This is a genomic window from Clostridium bornimense (assembly GCF_018917145.1).
In the GTDB taxonomy this organism is placed as follows: domain Bacteria; phylum Bacillota; class Clostridia; order Clostridiales; family Clostridiaceae; genus Clostridium_AN; species Clostridium_AN bornimense_A.
This window is the reverse complement of sequence record NZ_JAHLOD010000040.1, coordinates 1-22,553: the sequence shown is the minus strand read 5'-3', so window position 1 is coordinate 22,553 and position 22,553 is coordinate 1. Positions and strand designations below refer to the sequence as shown.

21 protein-coding genes and 1 other annotated feature are annotated in these 22,553 nt (G+C 29.7%); all 21 genes read right to left on the bottom strand.

Annotation, left to right across the window (positions count from 1 at the left end):
• Positions 1–35: 35 nt before the first annotated feature.
• The 21 genes from KQI30_RS12710 to KQI30_RS12610 all read right to left on the bottom strand — a co-directional run bounded on the left by KQI30_RS12710 (position 36) and on the right by KQI30_RS12610 (position 22,371).
• On the bottom strand, positions 36–290 hold the full coding sequence (locus KQI30_RS12710; protein WP_216463718.1) for a YlmC/YmxH family sporulation protein: 255 nt from the start codon (positions 288–290) through the stop codon (positions 36–38).
• A 183-nt stretch (positions 291–473) separates the two neighbouring features.
• Positions 474–1,244, bottom strand: coding sequence for an RNA polymerase sporulation sigma factor SigG (gene sigG / locus KQI30_RS12705; protein ID WP_216463717.1), 771 nt, complete (start codon positions 1,242–1,244; stop codon positions 474–476).
• Between the two features lie 62 nt (positions 1,245–1,306).
• Complete coding sequence (gene sigE, locus KQI30_RS12700) at positions 1,307–2,026, bottom strand: RNA polymerase sporulation sigma factor SigE (protein WP_216463716.1); 720 nt, start codon at positions 2,024–2,026, stop codon at positions 1,307–1,309.
• Positions 2,027–2,037: 11 nt separating this feature from the next.
• Positions 2,038–2,838 (bottom strand): sigma-E processing peptidase SpoIIGA, encoded by an 801-nt coding sequence (locus tag KQI30_RS12695; protein WP_216463715.1) that lies wholly within the window; start codon positions 2,836–2,838, stop codon positions 2,038–2,040.
• 204 nt (positions 2,839–3,042) lie between these two features.
• Positions 3,043–4,161, bottom strand: coding sequence for a cell division protein FtsZ (ftsZ, locus tag KQI30_RS12690; protein ID WP_216463714.1), 1,119 nt, complete (start codon positions 4,159–4,161; stop codon positions 3,043–3,045).
• Between the two features lie 19 nt (positions 4,162–4,180).
• A complete protein-coding gene (gene ftsA / locus KQI30_RS12685; RefSeq protein ID WP_216463713.1) occupies positions 4,181–5,416 on the bottom strand; it encodes a cell division protein FtsA in 1,236 nt (411 codons plus the stop codon).
• A 407-nt stretch (positions 5,417–5,823) separates the two neighbouring features.
• The gene (locus KQI30_RS12680) at positions 5,824–7,089 is read right to left on the bottom strand and encodes a glycosyltransferase family 2 protein (protein WP_437177736.1); all 1,266 of its coding nucleotides are present in this window, start codon (positions 7,087–7,089) and stop codon (positions 5,824–5,826) included.
• 143 nt (positions 7,090–7,232) lie between these two features.
• On the bottom strand, positions 7,233–8,291 hold the full coding sequence (locus KQI30_RS12675; RefSeq protein ID WP_216463712.1) for a type IV pilus twitching motility protein PilT: 1,059 nt from the start codon (positions 8,289–8,291) through the stop codon (positions 7,233–7,235).
• A gap of 97 nt (positions 8,292–8,388) precedes the next feature.
• Complete coding sequence (sigK, locus tag KQI30_RS12670) at positions 8,389–9,090, bottom strand: RNA polymerase sporulation sigma factor SigK (RefSeq protein ID WP_216463711.1); 702 nt, start codon at positions 9,088–9,090, stop codon at positions 8,389–8,391.
• Between the two features lie 346 nt (positions 9,091–9,436).
• On the bottom strand, positions 9,437–10,060 hold the full coding sequence (gene udk / locus KQI30_RS12665) for a uridine kinase (protein WP_216463710.1): 624 nt from the start codon (positions 10,058–10,060) through the stop codon (positions 9,437–9,439).
• On the bottom strand, positions 10,060–11,286 hold the full coding sequence (locus KQI30_RS12660) for a peptidase U32 family protein (RefSeq protein ID WP_216463728.1): 1,227 nt from the start codon (positions 11,284–11,286) through the stop codon (positions 10,060–10,062). Before KQI30_RS12660 ends, udk begins: the two co-directional genes overlap by 1 nt.
• Before the next feature lie 6 nt (positions 11,287–11,292).
• The gene (locus tag KQI30_RS12655) at positions 11,293–11,934 is read right to left on the bottom strand and encodes an O-methyltransferase (RefSeq protein ID WP_216463709.1); all 642 of its coding nucleotides are present in this window, start codon (positions 11,932–11,934) and stop codon (positions 11,293–11,295) included.
• A gap of 12 nt (positions 11,935–11,946) precedes the next feature.
• Positions 11,947–12,969, bottom strand: a complete 1,023-nt coding sequence (mltG, locus tag KQI30_RS12650; RefSeq protein WP_216463708.1) for an endolytic transglycosylase MltG — start codon at positions 12,967–12,969, stop codon at positions 11,947–11,949.
• A gap of 27 nt (positions 12,970–12,996) precedes the next feature.
• Positions 12,997–14,820 carry a translational GTPase TypA gene (gene typA / locus KQI30_RS12645; RefSeq protein WP_216463707.1) on the bottom strand — a complete coding sequence of 608 codons (1,824 nt, stop codon included), beginning with the start codon at positions 14,818–14,820 and terminating at the stop codon, positions 12,997–12,999.
• Between the two features lie 267 nt (positions 14,821–15,087).
• Entirely contained in the window at positions 15,088–16,779 is a 1,692-nt protein-coding gene (locus KQI30_RS12640; RefSeq protein WP_216463706.1) for a ribonuclease J, read from the bottom strand.
• Positions 16,760–17,260 carry a Fur family transcriptional regulator gene (locus tag KQI30_RS12635; RefSeq protein ID WP_216463705.1) on the bottom strand — a complete coding sequence of 167 codons (501 nt, stop codon included), beginning with the start codon at positions 17,258–17,260 and terminating at the stop codon, positions 16,760–16,762. The genes KQI30_RS12640 and KQI30_RS12635 overlap by 20 nt, the downstream gene beginning before the upstream one ends.
• Positions 17,261–17,269: 9 nt before the next feature.
• Entirely contained in the window at positions 17,270–17,548 is a 279-nt protein-coding gene (locus tag KQI30_RS12630) for a DUF1292 domain-containing protein (RefSeq protein WP_044038848.1), read from the bottom strand.
• Between the two features lie 29 nt (positions 17,549–17,577).
• Positions 17,578–17,985 (bottom strand): Holliday junction resolvase RuvX, encoded by a 408-nt coding sequence (gene ruvX / locus KQI30_RS12625; protein WP_216463704.1) that lies wholly within the window; start codon positions 17,983–17,985, stop codon positions 17,578–17,580.
• Positions 17,986–18,271: 286 nt separating this feature from the next.
• Positions 18,272–18,538, bottom strand: a complete 267-nt coding sequence (locus KQI30_RS12620; RefSeq protein ID WP_216463703.1) for an IreB family regulatory phosphoprotein — start codon at positions 18,536–18,538, stop codon at positions 18,272–18,274.
• 60 nt (positions 18,539–18,598) lie between these two features.
• The gene (gene alaS / locus KQI30_RS12615) at positions 18,599–21,238 is read right to left on the bottom strand and encodes an alanine--tRNA ligase (protein ID WP_216463702.1); all 2,640 of its coding nucleotides are present in this window, start codon (positions 21,236–21,238) and stop codon (positions 18,599–18,601) included.
• A 48-nt stretch (positions 21,239–21,286) separates the two neighbouring features.
• Positions 21,287–21,461: a binding site (T-box leader), on the bottom strand.
• A 106-nt stretch (positions 21,462–21,567) separates the two neighbouring features.
• Positions 21,568–22,371: a class I SAM-dependent methyltransferase gene (locus KQI30_RS12610; RefSeq protein WP_216463701.1), complete on the bottom strand. Its 804-nt coding sequence runs from the start codon at positions 22,369–22,371 to the stop codon at positions 21,568–21,570.
• Positions 22,372–22,553: the final 182 nt, after the last annotated feature.

The following is a 22,553-nucleotide window of genomic DNA, read 5'->3' as shown; positions in this document are numbered from 1 at the left end:
TTGTTTACTTTTTTACATTATACAATATTTAGCCCTTAAGTAATAGCCTTTTCAATATATTCAACACCATCTATTATTATAACATCACTACCAATCCTTTTTATTTTAGCCCAGGGCACTTCTAAACAATCATTAATTTTGAAAAGTCCTTTTGGTTTTGATACTAAAATTGATACAACTTTATGCATCTCTGTATCAATTATTAAATCTTCAACCTTTCCAAGTCTAACACCACTATTTAATTCTATTACTTCTAATTCCCTAAGATAACTAAGATTCACTTTTCCCATATACTTCACCCCCATTATAATGTATATGATATATTTCAATTCACAATTCACATTTTCAGTGCACAGTTCACAATTTACAGTGCACTGATATATACCTGTGCCTTGTACCTTCATACCTGTAACACCAAGAAAAAAACTGCCACACTTTTTCGTGCAGCAGCTTCTTCTCTATACAGATTTAACTTAGATATGTTTTTTCATATGTTTTAATGCTGTCTTCTCCAATCTACTTACTTGTGCTTGAGAAATACCTATTTCATCAGCTACTTCCATTTGAGTTCTACCATCAAAAAACCTCATATTTAAAATCATTTTTTCTCTATCAGTTAACTTTTTCATCGCCTCTTTTAAAGATATATTCTCAAGCCAAGAATCATCTAAATTCTTATTATCACTTATTTGATCCATAACAAAAATTGCATCTCCGCCATCGTTATAAATCGGTTCAAATAACGATACAGGATCTTGAATTGCATCTAATGCGTATGTTACCTCTTCTCGTGGTAAATCTAGCTCTTTAGCTATTACAGATACTGTTGGTTCTTCATTTGTCTCACTTAAAAGTCTATCTCTCACTTGTAATGCTTTATATGCTATATCTCTTAACGACCTACTAACTCTTATAGAATTATTATCTCTTAAATATCTTCTTATCTCTCCAATAATCATAGGTACTGCATAAGTTGAAAATTTAACATTTTGACTTAAATCGAAATTATCCAAAGCTTTTATAAGTCCAATACAACCAACTTGAAAAAGATCATCTGCATTTTCTCCCCTATTATTGAATCGTTGAATAACACTTAATACCAGTCTTAAATTTCCTCTAATAAACTTCTCTCTACTCTCTATATTGCCATCTTTCATCTCTAAAATCAGTTTAGTCATTTCTGCTTCCTTCAAAATTGGAAGCTTCGCAGTATTAACTCCACATATTTCCACTTTGTTTATCATATAATCAGCTCCTCAAGAGTAATGACAGTTACATTATCTCCTCTAAAGCTAACTTTTATTCATCAAACCATTTTATTAATTTCTTTCTTTAATTGTTTAATTATTCTTTTCTCTAACCTAGATATATAAGATTGTGATATACCCAGCATATCAGCTACTTCTTTCTGTGTTTTTTCACCTTTTCCATTAAGTCCATATCTTAACTCTACAATTTCTTTCTCTCGTACATTTAATTTTTTTAACGCTAAAACTAATAACTGCTTATCCACTTCATCTTCTAAAATATTATATACTCCATCATTTTCGGTTCCTAATATATCCGATAACAACAACTCATTTCCATCCCAATCTATATTAAGAGGTTCATAAAAAGAAATTTCAGATTTTAATTTAGAATTTCTTCTTAAATACATTAATATCTCATTTTCAATACATCTAGACGCATAAGTTGCTAGTTTTATTTTTTTTGTTGGATCAAATGTCTTTACAGCTTTTATAAGCCCAATTGTACCTACTGAGATAAGATCTTCTATGGTTAAACCGGTATTTTCAAATTTTCTTGCAATATACACTACAAGTCTTAAATTACGCTCTATTAATATCCTCCTTACATCTTCTTCCCCTGCTTTTAATCTTTCTATAAGTTCTTCCTCTTCTTCTTTTGATAACGGCGGAGGAAGGGTATCACTTCCTCCAATATAGTGTACCGTCTTATTTTCTAATATATTTTCTATTTTAAGTACTTTTAATATCTTCTTTATAAATCTTATTAACTTAATCATAACTCCCCCCGCTAATAAATTACGCCTCTTGAGAGAAGGGCATTAAATTTATTTTCATTGCTTAAACTTCCCTTAGATAATGCAATAAAACAATCCACTACTTTTTTTTCTTCTCCTCTATGAACTATTAGCGCCTTTGGTTTAAAGGCTTTAACTTCAAATTTCCTATTGTTAACTACTTTATAACTTATTGTTATCATTTGATTTTCATCAATTAACTTTTTATCTATTACAGTAGACTCTATAAAAACTACAGGTAAATTAGTAATGGGCTCTCTTAATTCATTACCTGTATCTAAAAAACCTTTTAATTTTATAATCTCATCTCCAAGAATTAATTCCATATCATATATAAACTTATTTACAAATAAAGAATCTTTTATAAATTTATACATACGATCTAACAAAAAGAATATAAGTATTAAAGACAATAGTAATTTTTTCGAAGAAAAATTAAATATGAATCCCCTATATATATATACTTTTGAATTTTGAGCTAAAAAGAAACATATGCCTGCTAATAATACAGTATAAAGAAGATATAGAATACTCCCCTTTATCTTTATTCCTATTGTATTTTCTTTAAGAACTATAGCCACCAATAAATACCCTATAATAAGCTTAAGCGGTAAACTATTCAAAATTCCATTAAAATTATAAAAATAGGTGATAACATATAATGCTCCTAACATAGATGAAGCCAATAATCTTTTGTAATTAACTTCTATAGATAAACTTTTTATCGTTATATAAAGGAGAAAAAAATTAACTATAAAATTTTCTATGAGTAAAATGTCTAAGTAAACAATCATCTTACTCCCTCCCTTTGTATATATTATAGTTTATATAAATTCAGAAATTTGTAAATTATTGGAAATAATATTTTTTTTTTATTTTTTATTTATTTTTCTATTTCGACTAACTCAGCAATAATATTTACAATTCACAATTCTGGTGAATTGGGAATTAAAAAAAGGTGATCCATCTTTCGATGAATCACCTTTTAGGTATCTCTATTAATATCTATGTCTCTTTCTTAAAAAAGTAGGTATATCTATATCATCTCTTTCAGAAGATGTTGATGTAGCTGCTACTTCTTCTTGAACAGTTTTCTTTTCTTCTACTTCTTCTTTTCTTTCTGGCTTACCAAATAAACTTGGTTTTTCTTTATTTATTGAATTTGCTTCATCAAATCCAGTAGCTATTACAGTAATTCTAATTTCATCCTTCATAGACTCATTTATTACTGCACCAAATATAATATGTGCATCTGGATCCGCTGCTTCTTGAACTATTTCTGCTGCTTCACTAATTTCTAATAGACCTAAATCAGCTCCACCAGTAACATTAATAAGAACACCAGTAGCTCCTTTAATTGAAGTTTCTAAAAGTGGTGATGATATTGCTTCCTTAGCAGCTTCTTCTGCTCTGTTATCACCTTTTCCTGTACCTACACCCATATGTGCTAATCCTTTATCTAACATAACAGTTCTAACGTCTGCAAAGTCAAGATTTACAAGTCCTGGTATAGTTATTAAGTCAGATATACCTTGAACCCCTTGTCTTAATATTTCATCCGCTAATCTAAAAGAATCCACTAAAGATGTTTTCTTATCAACAATTGATAATAATCTTTCATTTGGGATAGTTACTAATGTATCTACTCTTTCTTTTAAGTTCTTTATTCCCATTTCTGCATGCATCATTCTTCTTCTGCCTTCAAATGGGAATGGCTTAGTTACGACACCAACAGTAAGAATTCCCATTGATTTTGCAATCTCAGCAACAACTGGTGCAGCTCCTGTTCCTGTTCCACCACCCATACCAGCTGTTATAAATACCATATCTGATCCTTTAAGTGATGCTTCAATTTCTTCTCTACTTTCTTCAGCAGCTTTTGCACCAACCTCAGGATTTGCACCTGCACCTAATCCTTTAGTTAATTTATCTCCAATTTGTATTTTTTGACCTGCTTTTGATAAAGCTAATGCTTGTTTATCTGTATTAACAGCGATAAACTCAACATTTTTAAGTCCTTCTTCAATCATTCTATTAACGGCATTGTTTCCTCCGCCACCGCATCCAATTACTTTTATTTGCGCAAATGCACTTACATCAACATCAAAATCTAGCACTATGTTATCCTCCTCTTCCTCACAGAAACTCATCAATAAAAGCTCTTAATTTGGTTACTATTCCCACTTTTCCACTTACCTCTTGTTGTTCAACTTCCTTATCTGCATGTATTTTACTTAGTTCTTTTTCTTCTAAAGGAAAGTAATTATTATATTCATCTTTAATCGCCGCTATCGACGGTGCTAACAGACTTTTCTCTTCGTCAAATAATCTCTCTTTATATACCTTACATGGTATTTTAAGATTATATTTTATAATCTCTTCTATTCCAGGGAATTCTCCAAGTCCACCACCTACAAAAACAACCCTATTTATAGATTTATCGTATCTTTTAAAACTATCTTTAATCATATTTAGAATTTCTTCAACTCTATCATAAGCTACATCATTTAATAGCGATTTTTTTATCGGCACTTTTTCATGAAATGAGTTTTCTATTAAAACCTCTTCTTCTTCATCATAACCTACAGAAAAATCTATTAACGATTTTTTTATAGCCTCTGCTGTATTGAAAGATAATTTAAAAAAATAACCTATATCTTTAGTTATGTTTTTTCCACCTATTGGAATTGTGTACATATCAACTAGATTACTTCCTTCAAAGATAGAAATTCCTGTGTTTTCGCCTCCAACATCTACTATTGAAGTTACATAATTAACTTTCTCTCTTCTTAATATAATATTAGAAATTGAAATAGGTTGCAATACTCTACCTAATACTTTTAGCCCTGATTTTTCAACTACCTTCTCTAAATTAGTAATAATAGATGTCTTTGATATAATAATATTAGCTTTCAATTCTAATCTATGACCAATCATTCCTACTGGATCTGATACATTTCTTATTCCATCTACTACATATTCATAAGGATCTATACCAATAATAGTATTATGTTTACTAGTAGGTATTGCTGTAGTAACATCTATAACTCTTTTTATATCATTAGCGGTTATTTCCTTTTCTTCTGATGATATAGCTATCATTCCTCTATTTTTATATATGCTACATATATTTTCTGACAGCAGCAAATACACCTTATTTATACATATCCCAATAAACTTTTCCAGTTTTTTCTTAACTACTAATACTTCTTCTACTGTTTTATCTATATTTACTATTACTCCATTTGATAATCCAGTTGCTATAACTTCTTCATATCCAGAAATATTTAATTCTCCTTCTTTATTTATCTCTCCATATGTCATGGATATTTTAGTTGTCCCGATATCCAACACAACTATCATTTCCTTCATTTAGTTTCACCTCTCTATAGAGAACCCACTTTATATTTTATTCAACACAAACCTTTAATTTCCTTCTTATTAATAAAAAAATTATTTGATAATGTAAGTTATATTATATTAATTTGAATATAGTGTAATAACTGTTATTTATTGAGCAAGTATAGAAAAAAATATCATACTCCTGTCACACCTTCATGCAGTAGCCTCTATCACTTTATTAAGGAGGCTGTCGCACAAAAAAGTTTTTTCAGCAAAATAGAAGTCGGGGCACAAGGTACAGGTCTAGAATATTTTCCCTTTAGGGGAAATTAACCTTACTTGTGCACTGTGCCATCTAACCTATGTCCTGTTTTCTGCCATAATAAAAGGAGGTATCACTAACAATTTTTTATTTGTTACTGCGACACCTCCAATAGTTAAATATCCATTTCAGATATATCTATGCTTCTAGTATGTACAGTGTGACACCATTCTTTATTGTTCTTTTCAATTATCCCTAAAAAAGAAATAGGCATCCAAGTTAATAAATAAAAATAATATAACATAACATAATAAAAAATCATTTTATAAGATAACTTTTTATCTAATGACATTATAAACAAATAATATACGTAGTACAAAAACAACATAAATGTTGTCATACATATAATTGCAATATTTAACCTTATATTCACAATATCCATTATGTTATATGTTAATATTGTTATTAATCCTTGATATAAACTATATATTAATGTTATTCCCATGGCAACAGTAAAATATGGTTGAATGCTGTATATCGCACAATCTATTGCAGTCCAACTCTTGTGTATAACTCCATATTTTATTAACTTAAAAAAATACCTTGATGACACATCAGCAAAGCCTTTCATCCATCTTTTTCTTTGGTTCCATGACTGCTTTAATGTTAATGGCTTCTCATCATAAATAACTGCATCATGTGCCCAACCAACCTTTTCTCCTTTGCTAACTAACTTACAAGTAAATTCTAAATCCTCTGTTAAACAAGTTGCTCCCCATCCTAAAGATCTAAGTGTATCAATATCTATACAAAAACCTGTTCCTCCAAGTTGTGCAGATAGTCCTATATTTTGCTTTGCTAATTGAACAGTTCTATTATTTTGCCAAAATGCTAATGAATAACATCCTGTTATCCAAGAATCTTCTGGATTCTTACTATCCAAATATCCTTGTACAACCTTATATCCTTGACATAACTTCTTATTCATTGCATTTAAGAAATTTTTTGATACTAAATTATCAGCATCAAAAATAGCTATAGCATCATATTGTTTATCCATGTTAAATATCTTCTTAAACATCCACTCCATAGCATATCCTTTACCTTGATTTTTTAAATCATGCCGCTCATATACTATTGCGCCGTCCGCTCTTGCTATCTTAGCCGTGTTATCATCACAATTATCAGCAACTACAAAAATATCATACTTTTCTTTAGGATATTCTATAAGTTTCAACGACTTTATTATATCTGATATTACTTTTTCTTCATTATGAGCTGCTACTAATAATGCAAAAGATTTTCTTTCCTCTACTTCTTCTTCATCTTTTTTATCATAGATTCCCATAAGACTCATAATTAATTCATATATCAAATACACAAAAGTTATTTTTGATATAGCAATAACAACAAAAGAAATCATATGTTTTATAATAATCAATTTTTTTTCCCCCTAGTTTTTCATTGAGACAACATATATATTATCTTCAATTTTTTCTTTACTAAAAAAATAAAGACATAATGTCTTTATTAACATTATGCCCTTATTGATTATTCACTATTCTTATTTACTACAATTATATTCTAAACATATAACATTCTTTGTAATGCATCTAAATCTACTGCGTATTCCATAGCTGATTCAATTGTAATTTCATTTTTTCTATATAAATCTGCAATAGCCATGTCCATTGTTTGCATACCATATTTTGATCCAGTTTGAACTGATGATTGAATCTGATGTGTCTTTCCCTCTCTTATTAAACTTTGTATTGCTGGAGTTACTGTCATAACTTCTAATGCAGCACATCTACCTCTATCTTCTGTAAGTGGCAATAATTGTTGTGAAATTACTCCCTTTAATACGCCTGATAATTGCACTTTAACTTGTTGTTGTTGATGAGGAGGAAATACGTCTATAATTCTATCTATTGTTTTAGCTGCTCCTATAGTATGTAATGTTGAAAATACTAAGTGACCTGTTTCAGCTGCAGTAATAGCTATAGATATACTATCTAAATCTCTCATTTCCCCTATAAGAATAACATCTGGATCTTCTCTTAATGCAGCTGTTAATGCATTGTTATAATTTGCACTATCATTTCCTATTTCTCTTTGATTTACTATTGATTTTTTATGTCTATGTAAATATTCTATTGGGTCTTCTAATGTTAGAATATGATCTGCTCTTGTTTCATTAATTTCATTTATAATTGCTGCTAAAGTAGTTGATTTACCACTTCCTGTAGGACCTGTTACTAAAATTAACCCTCTTTTCTTAGTTGTTAACTCTCTTACTACTGGTGGTAAATGTAATGTATCCAATTCTGGAATTTTTAATCCTATAAGTCTTATTGCTATTGCATCATGCTCTCTTTGTTTAAATACATTAACTCTATATCTTCCTACACCATTAAGTGAATATGACTTATCTAGTTCTCCCTTACTATTATATCTTCTATATTCATCCAAGGTTAAAATTTCTTTTACATAACCATCTAATTCATTATGTGTCAATGGGTCATGATCAGTATGAACCAATTTACCATTAAGTCTTATTACTGGTGGAACTCCAACAGTCAAGTGTAAATCAGACCCCTTTTTAGCAACTATTTCTCTTAATAACTCTTTTAATGTAGCCAAATATTTCACCTTCTTTATTTCATTTTATTTATAATTATATAATATTTATAAAAAAAGTTAAACATCACAAGTTAAATTATACTTGTGATGTCTATATTTATATTTTATTGGTTGCATTTAACGCCTTATACAATTTCTTTAAAGCTCTCTTCTCAATTCTAGATACATAAGATCTAGAAATTCCCAAATGCATAGCTATCTCTCTTTGTGTCTTTGGCTTGCCATTTAATAAACCATACCTCATCATTATTATTGTTCTATCTCTGCCTTTAAGACACTTATCTATTTCTTCATATAGCTTTTTTACTTGTACTCTATTTTCTACAATTTCTATTACAGAATCCTCTGTAGCGCTTAATACATCCATCAAAGATATTTCATTACCTTCTTTATCTACCCCAATAGGTTCCTGCAAAAAAACTTCTCCTTTAGTCTTTTTATTATTTCTTATAAGCATAAGTATTTCATTCTCTATACATCTAGCAGCATATGTTGCAAGTCTAGTCCCTTTATTAGGTTGAAAAGAATCAATTGCTTTTATAAGACCAACAGTTCCTATAGATATAAGTTCATCGTTATCCTTTCCTGTCGATGTATATTTTTTTACAATATGAGCTACTAGTCTTAAATTCTTTTCTACCAATATGCTCTTAGCATGTATATCTCCTTCTTTCAATTTTGTTATATAATATCGTTCTTCTTTCTCATCTAAAGGTTTAGGAAAAGAATTTGAATTAGAAAGATAACCTGTAACAAAATTCATATTTATTAACATATTCAGAAGTCCATCAATAAACATTTACGAGACTCCTTTTTTATTGCTCTATATTATTTTATTTAACAATCCATAAAAAAATGATAGAAATCTAAATATAATTCACAATTTCAGTGCACAGTTACGGCAGTTCACAGTTTCAGTTAATTTCCCCTATAGGGAAAATATTATAGTCCTTCGGACAGCGAGAGTTACAATTGTATTTATAGATGTATTTAGAAAACCAATTTATTTTATACATAAAATTATAACACTTAAAATCTTAGAAATTTCATAGAGGAAATTTCATCCACAACTATTCACTTTTACTTATTCACTCTAAAAAGGAGCTGATGCACAATTTTATCTATTGTGTATCAGCTCCTTTTTATTATTTACTATTTATAATCTCTTTTATCTTAGCAACTAAAAGATCTATTGCTACTTTATTACCTCCACCTTCTGGTATTATTAAGTCAGCATATCTCTTTGATGGTTCTGTAAATTGTAAGTGCATAGGTCTTACCATAGTAAGATATTGATTAATAACACTTTTTAATGTTCTACCTCTTTCATCAATATCTCTAACTATTCTTCTTACTATTCTTACATCGGCATCAGTATCAACAAATATCTTGATATCCATAAGATCTCTTAGTTTTTCATTTTCAAATATTAATATTCCTTCAACTATTATTATTTGATTTGGTTCAACAGTTATTGTTTCTTTAACTCTATTATGAATAGAAAAATCATATATAGGTTTTTCTATTGTTTCTCCAGCCACTAAAGCTTTAATATGTTCTATTAAAAGTTCGTTATCAAAAGCTTTAGGATGATCATAATTAGTTTTAACTCTTTCTTCTGGTTCTAGATGACTTTGATCCTTATAATAAGAATCTTGTTCTATCATAGTTATATTTTTTTCATTAAAACTTTCATAGATTTCTCTAGCTATTGTACTCTTTCCTGAACCAGTTCCACCAGTTATACCAATTACTATAGGCTTCTTCATTAGTTTTCCTCCTTACCTTTTACAAGCATGTAATCTTCCTCTAACTCCTCATCACACTTAAAGGTAAATATCATTTGAGCATTTGGAGCAACTTCTATAGATTCCCCATTTTCATTTTTCATGTCTTCTATAGTAACTTCAAAACATTCTCCCTTTGGTCTTAAAATTTCTACCTTATCACCAGCAAATAATCTGTTTCTTTGTTCCACAGTAACTATTTTTGTTTCTTTATCATAAGATTTAACTATACCTACAATATCAAAATTTCTTAGATATGAAGATGATTCATAGTATTGTCTGTCTTGATCATTATAATAGAATCCTGTAGTATATCTTCTATGGCTTGGTTTTAATAAATATTCCATCCACTTTTCATTGAATTTATAATTTTCAGGATCTTCAAAATAAGTATCAATAGCTTCTCTGTATGCTTTTACTACTGATGCAACATAATAAGAGCTCTTCATTCTTCCTTCAATTTTGAAAGAATCAATTCCTGCTTCTACTAAGTCTGGAATATGTTCTATCATACATAAATCCTTTGAATTCATGATGTAAGAACCTCTTTCATCTTCTTTAACTTCATAGTATTCTCCAGGACGTCTTTCTTCTACTAAATGATACTTATATCTACATGGTTGAGCACAAGCACCACTATTAGATCTTCTTCCTGTCATATAATTAGAAATAATACATCTACCTGAATAAGCCATGCACATTGCACCATGAACAAAAGATTCAACTTCACATGTATCTGGTATCTCTTTTATAAGATCTTTTATTTCTTGCATACTCATTTCTCTTGCTGGAACTACTCTCTTTATACCCATTGAATGCCAGAACTTAACTGTTCTTATATTTACCGCATTTGCTTGAGTACTTAGATGTAATTCTAAATCTGGCACAACTTCTTTAGCTGTAGCAATTATACCAGGATCAGCAACAATTATTGCATCAACACCTATTTCATAAAGTTCTTTTAAATAATCTTCTATGCCAGCAAAATCTCCATTATGAGGTATAACATTTAAAGTAACATATACTTTCTTACCTCTATCATGGGCATATTTTACTCCTTCTCTTAGTTGATCATTGTCGAAGTTATGTGCAAATGCTCTTAGGTTTAATTTACTTCCACCTAAATATACAGCATCTGCTCCATATCTTATGGCAACCTTCAGCTTCTCTAAATTCCCTGCTGGAGCTAAAAGTTCTGGTTTTTTAATCATTTTTTATTTCCTCCTTGTTGTTAGTGCAATACCATCTCCCATAGGAATAATAGAAGTCACTAACTCCTCTCTCTCATTTATCATTTCAAGATATGCTCTCATTCTTTTTACAATAGTTATTTTTCTTCTTATAACTAAGTCATCGTTAGCAACCATACCTCTAAAAAGTACATTATCTGCAACAATAACGCCATCATCAGAAAGTAACCTTAAAATATCGTCTAGCAAATGATTATAATGTCCCTTCCCCGCATCCATAAATATTAGATCAAACTTCTCATCAAGCCCTTTTACAACTTCTAATACATCGCCTTCTATTACAGTTATATCATTTTGTGCTCCAGCTTTTTCTATGTTTTCTCTTGCTTTAGCAACCATATCACTACTTCTATCAATAGTTGTTATTTTACACTTATTACTTTCATATATAGTAAGTGCAGAATATCCTATAGCTGTTCCTAACTCTAAAACTTTTTTAGGCTTCTTTATTGACACAATTGTTTTTAAAAATTGTGCACCTTCTTTTTGAATAATAGGCACATTATATTCAGAAGCATATTTTTCTAATTCTTTAAGAAAATCATTGTTCTCAGGTATTAAATCTCTTATATACCTCTCCATATAATCGTAGGTTACTCCACCCATATTACCCTCCAATTAATTTATATTTTCTTCCACATTCTTTTTATGTTCATCATGAGTAATAGCAAATACATGCTCCCCGTTGCCACCCTTTTTAAGAACATAGTATATATAGTCTGATTTCTTAGGTTTTAATACTGCCTCAATTGATACCTTTCCTGGACTTGCAATAGGCCCTACTGGCAATCCTTTTACATAATAAGTATTATAAGGTGATTTTATTTTTAAGTCCTCTGGAGTAGGCGCTGTATCATGTTTCCCAGTAGCATAAAGACTAGTAGCATCCATTTGTAATGGCATTCCTTGCTCTAATCTATTTTCTATAACTCCAGCAACTATTGGACGTTCTTCATCAACTTTAATCTCTTTTTCTATAATAGATGCTCTTATAATTATATCTTCAAGTTTATCATCAGAAATTGTAACGCCTTCTTCAGTTTCTATTTCACTTATAGCCGTTTCAAATCTCTTAATCATGTTTCCAATTACATCATTAGCAGTTACATCTTTATTAAAAGTATACGTATCAGGAAATAAATATCCTTCAAGATTGTATCTCTTTTCTGGATTACTTTGTACATAGGATGGAAGTGGGTATTCCTTAATAGCTGCTAAAAATTCATCCTTTGAAACAATACCTGCCTCTTCAACAATTGCTGCTATTTCTTCAATATTTTTTCCTTCAGGTACTGTAATTTTATATGCATAACTTTCTTTTCCTGAAATAATTCTATCTAAAAAATCATTGAGACTATCATCTTTATTAATTTCATAAGATCCGACTTTTATGTTCCTATCTCCTGAAGAAATTTTGTTATACACTTTTACCATAAATAAGTTTTTCAACTTTCCTTCTTCATCTAATCTTGACAATACAGTGTTTAAAGTATCATTTTCTTTAACTTCAACAACTTCATTTTTACCAATATTAATGAAAGGCTTTTTTATAGTACTAGTATAAAAATACCATCCAACTTCTGCAGCTACTATTAAAAAAACAATAGTAATTAAAAAATTTTTTAATATTTTTTTACCCACTTCTCACACACACCCCACAGTTAAAATTTATTTCTTTCTTGATGCTCTTTTTCTTTCGTCACTATTTAAAATTCTCTTTCTTATTCTTACACTTTCTGGAGTAACTTCAACTAATTCATCTGATGCTATAAACTCTAAACTTCTTTCTAGAGTCATTTCTCTGATTGGTACTAATTTTAATGCATCATCTGATCCTGAAGCTCTTGTATTACTTAAGTGTTTCTTCTTACATACATTTACTTCTATATCATCAGCTCTTGAACTTTCACCAACAACCATACCTTCATATACTTCTACACCAGGTCCAACAAATAAAGTACCTCTGTCTTGTGCATTAAATAATCCATATGCTAAAGTTGTTCCTGTTTCAAAAGCAATTATAGATCCTCTACTTCTTTCAGGAATTTCACCCTTATATGGTTCATATCCATCAAATACGTGGTTCATGATACCATTACCTTTAGTATCAGTCATAAATTCATTTCTAAATCCTATAAGACCTCTTGCTGGAATCTTAAATTCTAATCTAGTATATCCATTTTGAGCAGAAGTCATATTAACCATTTCACCTTTTCTAGGTCCAAGCTTTTCCATTACAACTCCCATGAATTCTTCTGGAACATCAATAGTTAAATATTCAATAGGTTCTAACTTCTTACCATTTTCTTCATGGAAGATAACCATAGCTTTAGAAACTTGGAATTCATAACCTTCTCTTCTCATAGTTTCGATTAATACAGATAAATGAAGTTCTCCTCTTCCTGAAACTTCAAATACATCTGGAGATTCAGTTTCTTTTACTCTTAAAGAAACATTAGTTTCAAGTTCCTTCATAAGTCTATCTCTTATATGTCTAGTAGTTAAGAATGTTCCTTCTCTTCCTGCAAATGGTGAGTTATTTACCATAAAGTGCATTGAAAGTGTTGGTTCATCAATTTCTACAAATGGTAATGCTTCTGGACATGATGCATCAGCTATAGTTTCTCCAATATTTACATCAGCTAAACCTGATACTGCAACAATATCTCCAATTGTAGCTTCATCAACTTCTACTCTATTTAATCCTTCATGAGTATATACATTTACTATCTTACCGTTAGTAGTTGTACCATCTTTTCTCATAATTACGATATTTTGATTTCTTTTTACACTTCCTCTATGAATTTTACCAATAGCTATTCTACCAACATATTCATTTGAATCAATTGTAGTAACAAGCATTTGAAGTGGCGCATCTAATTCACCTTGAGGTGCTGATACGTTTTTAATGATAGTATCGAAAAGAGGAATCATATCGTTATTTTCATCATCTTTGTCATATCTAGCAAATCCTGCTCTTCCTGATGCATAAATTACTTCGAAATCTGTTTGTTCATCACTTGCACCAAGTTCTACGAATAAGTCAAAAACTTCATCTAAAACTTCTTCTGCTCTTTCGTCTGGTCTATCAATTTTATTTATAACAACTATTGGTTTAAGATCTAATTCTAAAGCTTTTTTAAGTACGAACTTAGTTTGTGGCATTGGTCCTTCGTAAGAGTCAACAACTAAAAGTACTGAATCAACCATTTTAAGTACTCTTTCAACTTCTCCACCAAAGTCAGCATGTCCAGGAGTATCAACTATATTAATTTTTGTATCTCCATAAGTTACTGCTGTATTCTTTGAAAGGATAGTTATTCCTCTTTCTTTTTCTAAGTCGTTAGAGTCCATTACTCTTTCTTCAACTTTTTCATTACTTCTGAAAATATTACTTTGTCTTAATAGTGCATCAACTAATGTAGTTTTACCATGGTCAACGTGCGCTATTATAGCTATATTTCTAATATTTTCTCTGCTAAAATTTTTCATTGTTTTTCCTCCAGTATTTTATATAATAAAGAACTAATACTTCCTACAATCTACATCATTATACATAGATTATTAAAATGCAGCTCCTATTTTTTAAAAAAAATTGGATACTTTAAAGTATCCAATAATAATTATCTCTATTAATTTTATTATTATGTGAAATAAAAGTCAACTTTAGTAGAACTAATTTGATTTCTTTTTAAGTATACTTTTGGTATAATTTCATTTTTCTTAAATTTTTATGGTATTTATATTGTAAAATAATCTTTATACTTCCATTATTATTGGTAGTATCATTGGTTTTCTCTTTGTTCTTTCATATAAGAAATCTCTTAAAGCATCTTTTATGTTACCTTTAATAGTAGACCATTCTGTTAAATGTTCTTCTTCACAATATCTTAAAGCTTCTTTTACAATTTCTCTTGCTTCATCCATAAGATCTTCTGATTCTCTAACATATACAAAACCTCTTGAAATTATATCTGGACCTGCAACAACATTTCCTGATCCTTTTTCAATAGTAACAACTACTGTTAAGATACCATCTTTAGATAAATGCTTTCTATCTCTTAGAACTATATTACCAACATCACCAACACCTAATCCATCAACAAAAACTTGACCGCTAGTAACTGTACCACTCTTTTTAACAGCACCTCTTGATACTTCTATTACATCTCCAATTTCACCAATAAATACATTTTCAGGCTTCATACCAAGCTTAACAGCAAGCTCTCCATGTTGCTTAAGATGTCTGTATTCCCCATGAACAGGAATAAAATATTTTGGTTTTATTAAAGTATGCATAAGTTTTAATTCTTCTTGACATGCATGACCAGAAACATGGACATTAGCTAGTTTAGAATAAATAACATCAGCACCTTTTTTGAATAATTGATTTACTACATTAGATACTAATTTTTCGTTTCCTGGAATTGGAGTAGCAGATATTATAACTTTATCTCCACTCTTTATATTTATCTTTTTATGATCAGATGAAGCCATTCTAGATAATGCAGACATAGGCTCTCCTTGGCTTCCTGTAGTTATAACTACAATCTGTTCATCATTATATTTATTTATTGCATCAATAGGTATCATTGTATTCTTTTCAGCTTTTATATATCCAAGTTCCATGGCTACAGCAACTATGTTCTCCATACTTCTTCCTGATACTGCAACCCTTCTGTTGAACATTTCAGCAGCTTCTATAATTTGTTGAATTCTATGAACATTTGAAGCAAATGTAGCAACAATTATTCTTCCTTTTGTATTTCTAAATATCTCTACAATTGTATCTCCAACGCTTGATTCTGACATTGTATATCCAGGTTTCTCAACATTTGTAGAATCTGCAAGCATAGCTAAAACTCCTCTTTTACCTAGCTCAGCAAATCTAGCAAGATCAGGCATTCCACCATCAATTGGAGTATAATCTATTTTAAAGTCCCCAGTGTGGAATATAACACCAGCTGGTGTATGTATAGCAATAGAACATGCATCTGCTATAGAATGAGATACTCTTATAAATTCTACTGCCATATTATCTAATTTTATAATATTTCTTGATCTAACTTTTACTAAATTAACTACACTTAATAATCCATGTTCTTTTAATTTAGTTTCTACTATTCCTAAAGTTAGCTTTGTTCCATATACCGGTACATTAATTTCTTTTAATACATATGGCAATGCCCCTATGTGGTCTTCATGCCCATGAGTTAAGAAAATCCCCTTAATTTTTTCCTTATTCTTTATCAAGTAAGTTATATCAGGTATAACTAAATCTATACCATACATTTCGTCTTCAGGAAATTTTAAACCACAATCTATAACTATAATTTCATCTCTGAATTCAAATGCAGTCATATTCTTTCCTACTTCATTCAGACCCCCAAGTGGTATAATCTTTATTATATCCTTTTCACTTTCCGCTTCTTTAGCTCTTACCTTTCTCATCAATTACCCTCCTACCGTTCTCTTCTTCATCTTTGTTGCAATCATTACAAATACCATAAAACTTAACACTATGATTTGTTATCTTAAATTTATAATTTGTCTCTATCTTTGTCTCAAGAGTTTCAAGAAGGTCTTCTTCAACTTCTATAATCTTATTACATTTTGTGCAAATAAGATGATGATGTTGGTGTGTTTCACAATCATGAACAAGTTCAAAACGTGAACATCCATCATTACTTAAGTCTACCTTATATATAAATCCAAGTTCCTCCAAAAGTTGCATAGTTCTATAAACTGTAGCTAATCCTATTTCTGGACATTCCTTTTTCACAAGATCATACAATTCTTCTACTGTAAGATGCATTCCTTCGCAGTCCATTATTTTAATAAGTACCGCTCTTCTTTGCGGTGTTAATTTATACCCTTTTTCTTTTAATTGAACCTTTAATTTCTCTATTTTTTCATTTACTACATCTGACATATTAGATACCTAATTCTCTTCTATAAGTCCTTCTTCATTAAGAACTTCAATAGCCTCTTCAAATGCAGCTGCAACTTCATCATATTCGTCTTCATCTTCTACTTCTGCAAAGCATTTTGATCCATCTTCATCTTCTACTACTTTTAATATATATAGATCTACTTCATCTAAAGAGTCATCTGGAGTTACTAAGTAATACTCTTCTCCATCTCTTTCTACCATTGAAAGTACTTTTGCTGATACTTCTGTTCCATCTTCTGCATATAGTGGAATTGTTTCATATTTCATTATATTTTCCTCCTCTTTTTAGGTATAAATTAAATACTATCTAAATAACCTTGTAATATATATACAGCAGCTATTTTGTCTACAATTTTTTTTCTTTTAGCTCTAGAAAGATCTGCTTCTAACATAGCTCTATGTGCAGCTACAGTTGATAACCTTTCATCCCAAAACTGTATAGGCAAATTTAGCTGTTCTTTTATAACTTCTGCAAATTCTTTTACTATTTCACATCTTGGGCCTTCTGTTCCATTCATATTCTTAGGATACCCCAATAAAACTTTTTCTATATTATATTCTTTACATATCTTTTTTAACTCATCTATATCATATTGTAAAGATTTTCTTCTTATTGTTGTTATTCCTTGAGCTGTAAATCCTAATGGATCACTTACCGCAACACCTATAGTTCTATCACCTAAATCTAATCCTAATATTCTCATTTTGACCATCCTTCATGTATTGTCTCTATATTTATCTCTAATTTAATTAAAACTTATTATATATAATAATAACATATATAGTAAATTTAAGATTTATATGGAAATAAATCTCACATATATAACTACATTTTTATTAACTTAATAACAATTTTTATAATGATTTTTTATGAAAGGATGTAGTAATCCACTTCTTTTTTCCGTACTATAATTAATCGCTCTAATCCCTAAATATTGTAAGGAACTAGAGCGACATATCTTTAATAATTTATTCTATAGTTTCCATCTATTATTTATCATCTTCTATATTTAGGTATGATTTAACAACTTCTTCTAGTATTTCATATCTTTCTAATTTTCTAACTAGTGAACGTGCACCATTATAATTAGTTATATATGTAGGGTCCCCTGAAATCAAGTAACCAACTAATTGGTCTATAGGGTTATATCCCTTTTCTACCAGAGATGTATAAACTTCGCTCAGTATACCCTTTGTTAATTCCTGTTTTGTTTTTATAGCATCAAATTGAATTGTGTGTTCGTTGGCATTACTCATAACATTCACCCCTTTTTATCTTATAATACTATTATATAAGAAAAAATCTTAAAAGTATACTTATTTAGTATAATTTAAAACAATTTCATACACCTTTTCTATAGCAGCATCTAATTCTTCTGGTTTCTTACCACCTGCTTGTGCCATGTCTGGTCTTCCACCACCACCGCCTCCAACAAGTGCTGAAACTTCTTTTATAAGTTTACCACAATGAGCTCCTTTTGATACAGCATCTTTAGTAGCCATAGAGCATAATACTACTTTTCCATCAACATCGCTTCCAAGTAATACAATTGAATTTTCAACTTTATCTCTTACTTGTTCACAAAGATTTCTTAATGCTTCTCCATCTACATCTGTAACTTTGTATGATATTACATTTATATCATTAACCACCTTTTTAGATTTTATGATATCATCTATTCCCATTGAAGCAAATTTAGATTTTAAAGCTGCTATTTCCTTATCTTTTTCTTTTGATTCTTTCATTTGGTTTTCAATTTTAGTTACAATTTCTTTTTCTGAACATTTTAGTTTAGAACTTATCTCTCTTAATACATCGTTCTTTTCATTAATAACTTTATATGCATCTTTACCTGTAACAGCTTCGATTCTTCTTACACCTGCTGCTACACCACTTTCAGAAATTATCTTGAATAGACCAATCTTACCTATATTTTCAATATGTGTACCACCACATAATTCCTTTGAATATTCACCAGCACAAACTACTCTTACTTCATCAGCATACTTATCATCAAAAATACCAATAGCTCCTGATTCTTTAGCATCTTCTAATGACATAATTTTTGTTTCAACAGGTGTTACACTAACTATTGCATCATTTATAAGTTCTTCCACTTTCATTATTTCTTCATAAGTTAAAGCTTCTAAATGAGAAAAATCAAATCTTAATCCGTCTGGCTTAACTAATGATCCTGCTTGATGAACATGAGAACCTAATACTTTTCTAAGAGCTGCATCTAAAAGATGAGTAGCTGTATGATTTTTCTTTATTGCTTCTCTTCTTTCACTATCTATAGCTAATGTTACAGTATCACCAACAGATACTTCTCCTTCTAATATCTCAACAAAGTGAACAAACTTTCCACCAATATTTTTCTTAGTATCTACAACCTTAGCTTTAAAGTTGTCATTGTATATGATACCAGTATCTCCTACTTGACCACCCATTTCTGCATAAAATGGAGTAACTGCAGTAACAATAACACCTTTATCTTCTGCTTTTAATGTATCTACAAAACCTTCTGTATCAATTAAAACTTTTACTTCTGAATCTAATACTTCATTATCATATCCATCAAATGATGTTTCAATTTCATTTGAAATCATATCTAGTACTTTTACATCAGCACCCATATAATTTGAAGTTTTTCTAGCATTTCTTGCTCTTTCTTTTTGTTCCTTCATTTCTTTCTTAAAGCCATCTTCATCTACAGAGAAACCTTCATCTTCTAAAATTTCTCTTGTAAGTTCAACTGGGAATCCATAAGTATCATATAATTTAAATGCATTACTTCCACTTAAAACTGTTTCTTTCTTTTCTTTTAATTCAGAAATAAATCCATTTAATATATCCATACCACTATCTATAGTTTCTCTGAATTTATCTTCTTCATTTTTTATTACTTTCTTAATGTAATCTCTCTTAGTCATAAGTTCAGGATATGCTTTATGTGAATCATTAATAACTACATCACATAATTCGCATAAAAATGCATCCTTTATTCCTAAAGTTTTACCATGTCTTGCTGCTCTTCTAAGTAATCTTCTAAGTACATATCCTCTACCTTCATTTGATGGCATTACATCATCAGATATTAAGAATGTTACACTTCTAATGTGATCAGTTATAATTCTTATTGATATATCACTTTTCTTATCTACACCGTACTTAACACCAGAAATCTTAGAAACTTCATTTAGTATATTTTCCATAGTATCTACTTCAAATATTGAATTTTTACCTTGCATTATAGTTGCTAATCTTTCTAGTCCAACACCTGTATCAATATTTGGATTAGCAAGTGGTGTATAATTTCCTTTTCCGTCTCCATCAAATTGTGTAAATACTGAGTTCCAGAATTCTACTACCTTATCTTCATCAGCAGCCTTTAAAAATTCTTCTACTGTATTTACTTCTTCATCAGTTCTATTGAAGTGAATTTCTGTACATGGACCACAAGGACCTGAACCATGTTCCCAGAAGTTATCTTCTTTTCCTAATCTAAAAATATGCTTTGGATTAACATCTGTAAGTTCAGTCCAATACTTATAAGCCTCATCATCTTCTAAGTAAATAGTTACAAATAACTTATCTTTAGGTAACTCTAAAACTTCTGTAACAAACTCCCAAGCCCATGGAATAACTTCTTTTTTAAAGTAATCACCAAAAGAAAAGTTTCCAAGCATCTCAAAGTAAGTTGCATGTCTACTAGTTATACCTACATTTTCAATATCTCCAGTTCTTACACACTTTTGACAAGTAGTAACTCTCTTACTTGGTGGTGTTTGAAGTCCTGTAAAATATGGCTTAAGTGGTGCCATACCTGCATTTATTAATAATAAAGATTTATCATTTTTAGGTACAAGAGAGAATGATGGCATTCTATAATGACCCTTTTCTTCGAAGAATTTAAGATATGCTTCTCTTAATTCATTTAAACCCATGTTTTTCATTTTGTTTCCTCCTAAATATTTATATAAACAAAAAAACTCCCATCCACACTAAGGGACGAAAGTTATAATTCCGCGGTACCACCCTAATTACACTAAAGAAAATAGTGTCACTTAAAGTAATAAAACTAAAGACAGCCTTCATTAGCTACGTTAAGAAGTTTACACCTTCCACTTCCTCTCTAAATAACTCTCACTAACTACTCCTTCTTATCATCGTCTATTTTAAATTATATTAAGATTATAATTATAGAAATATTTAATGTCAAGTTTATTTATAAATGCTATTTTATATACTTAAAAGCCTTCCGCATAATTAAATAAAATAGTCTTTATTTTTTTACTACAATATGCATGTGTTCAGTAGCATCTCTATATTGAGGATATTCGCTAGTTTCTGATGCAACCTTAATTAAATTATTATATATTATCTCATTTTCTTTAGATAATTCCACAATTTTATCTTCTATTCCAGATAAAAATCCTTCTGCACCTGCATATGATATTACTTTAAAACCAACATCACTCACTTCTTTTAATGCTTTCGGTGGTGTTGCCATGTATAAATTAGTAAAACTTGTACTTGGATCAAATTGTTGGTTGTCCAAATAGTTATACACATTATTTATATCACTAAATACACTACTAAATTCAGTAACCCCTGCCTTTAAACATCCCCAAGAATTTAAGTATGCAATAATAGCTATTCCACCTTCTCTTAATATTCTATAACTTTCCCTTAATACTTTATTTCTATCTTCTTCATTTAATATATGATACATTGGTCCCATTAATAATATAGCATCATATTTATTGCTTTCTATTTTATCTAAATTTAAAGCATTTTCACAAATATATTCTTCTGCCTTTAAATTTTTACACTCTATTTTACTCTTAGCTAATTGAAGTTCTTCATTTGATAATTCAAATAAAGTTACATTATAGCCTTTCTTTAAAAGCTCAATAGAATATCTTCCTGGTCCAGATCCTATATCAATCACATCACCTTTTGAAGGAAAATATTTCTCTATTAGATTCATAGTACTGATAAATTCAATAAAAGTATATGGATTAGTTAATCTATTCCATTCATTTTCTGCATTGTTATTATAATAATCTTCAACATAATTATTCACAAATTTACCCCCTATATTTTTATTTTGTAACCATAAGAACAATAAAAAAGCTGCTCCACTCTTGTGATCTGACTCCTGTCAAGTAGACAATCAAAATAAATAAAAGATATATGATGATGCGACTACGTTGTTAGTCGCATTTATCATGATGCTCTTTTTTTCTTTGCTTCTAATTCTGCTTT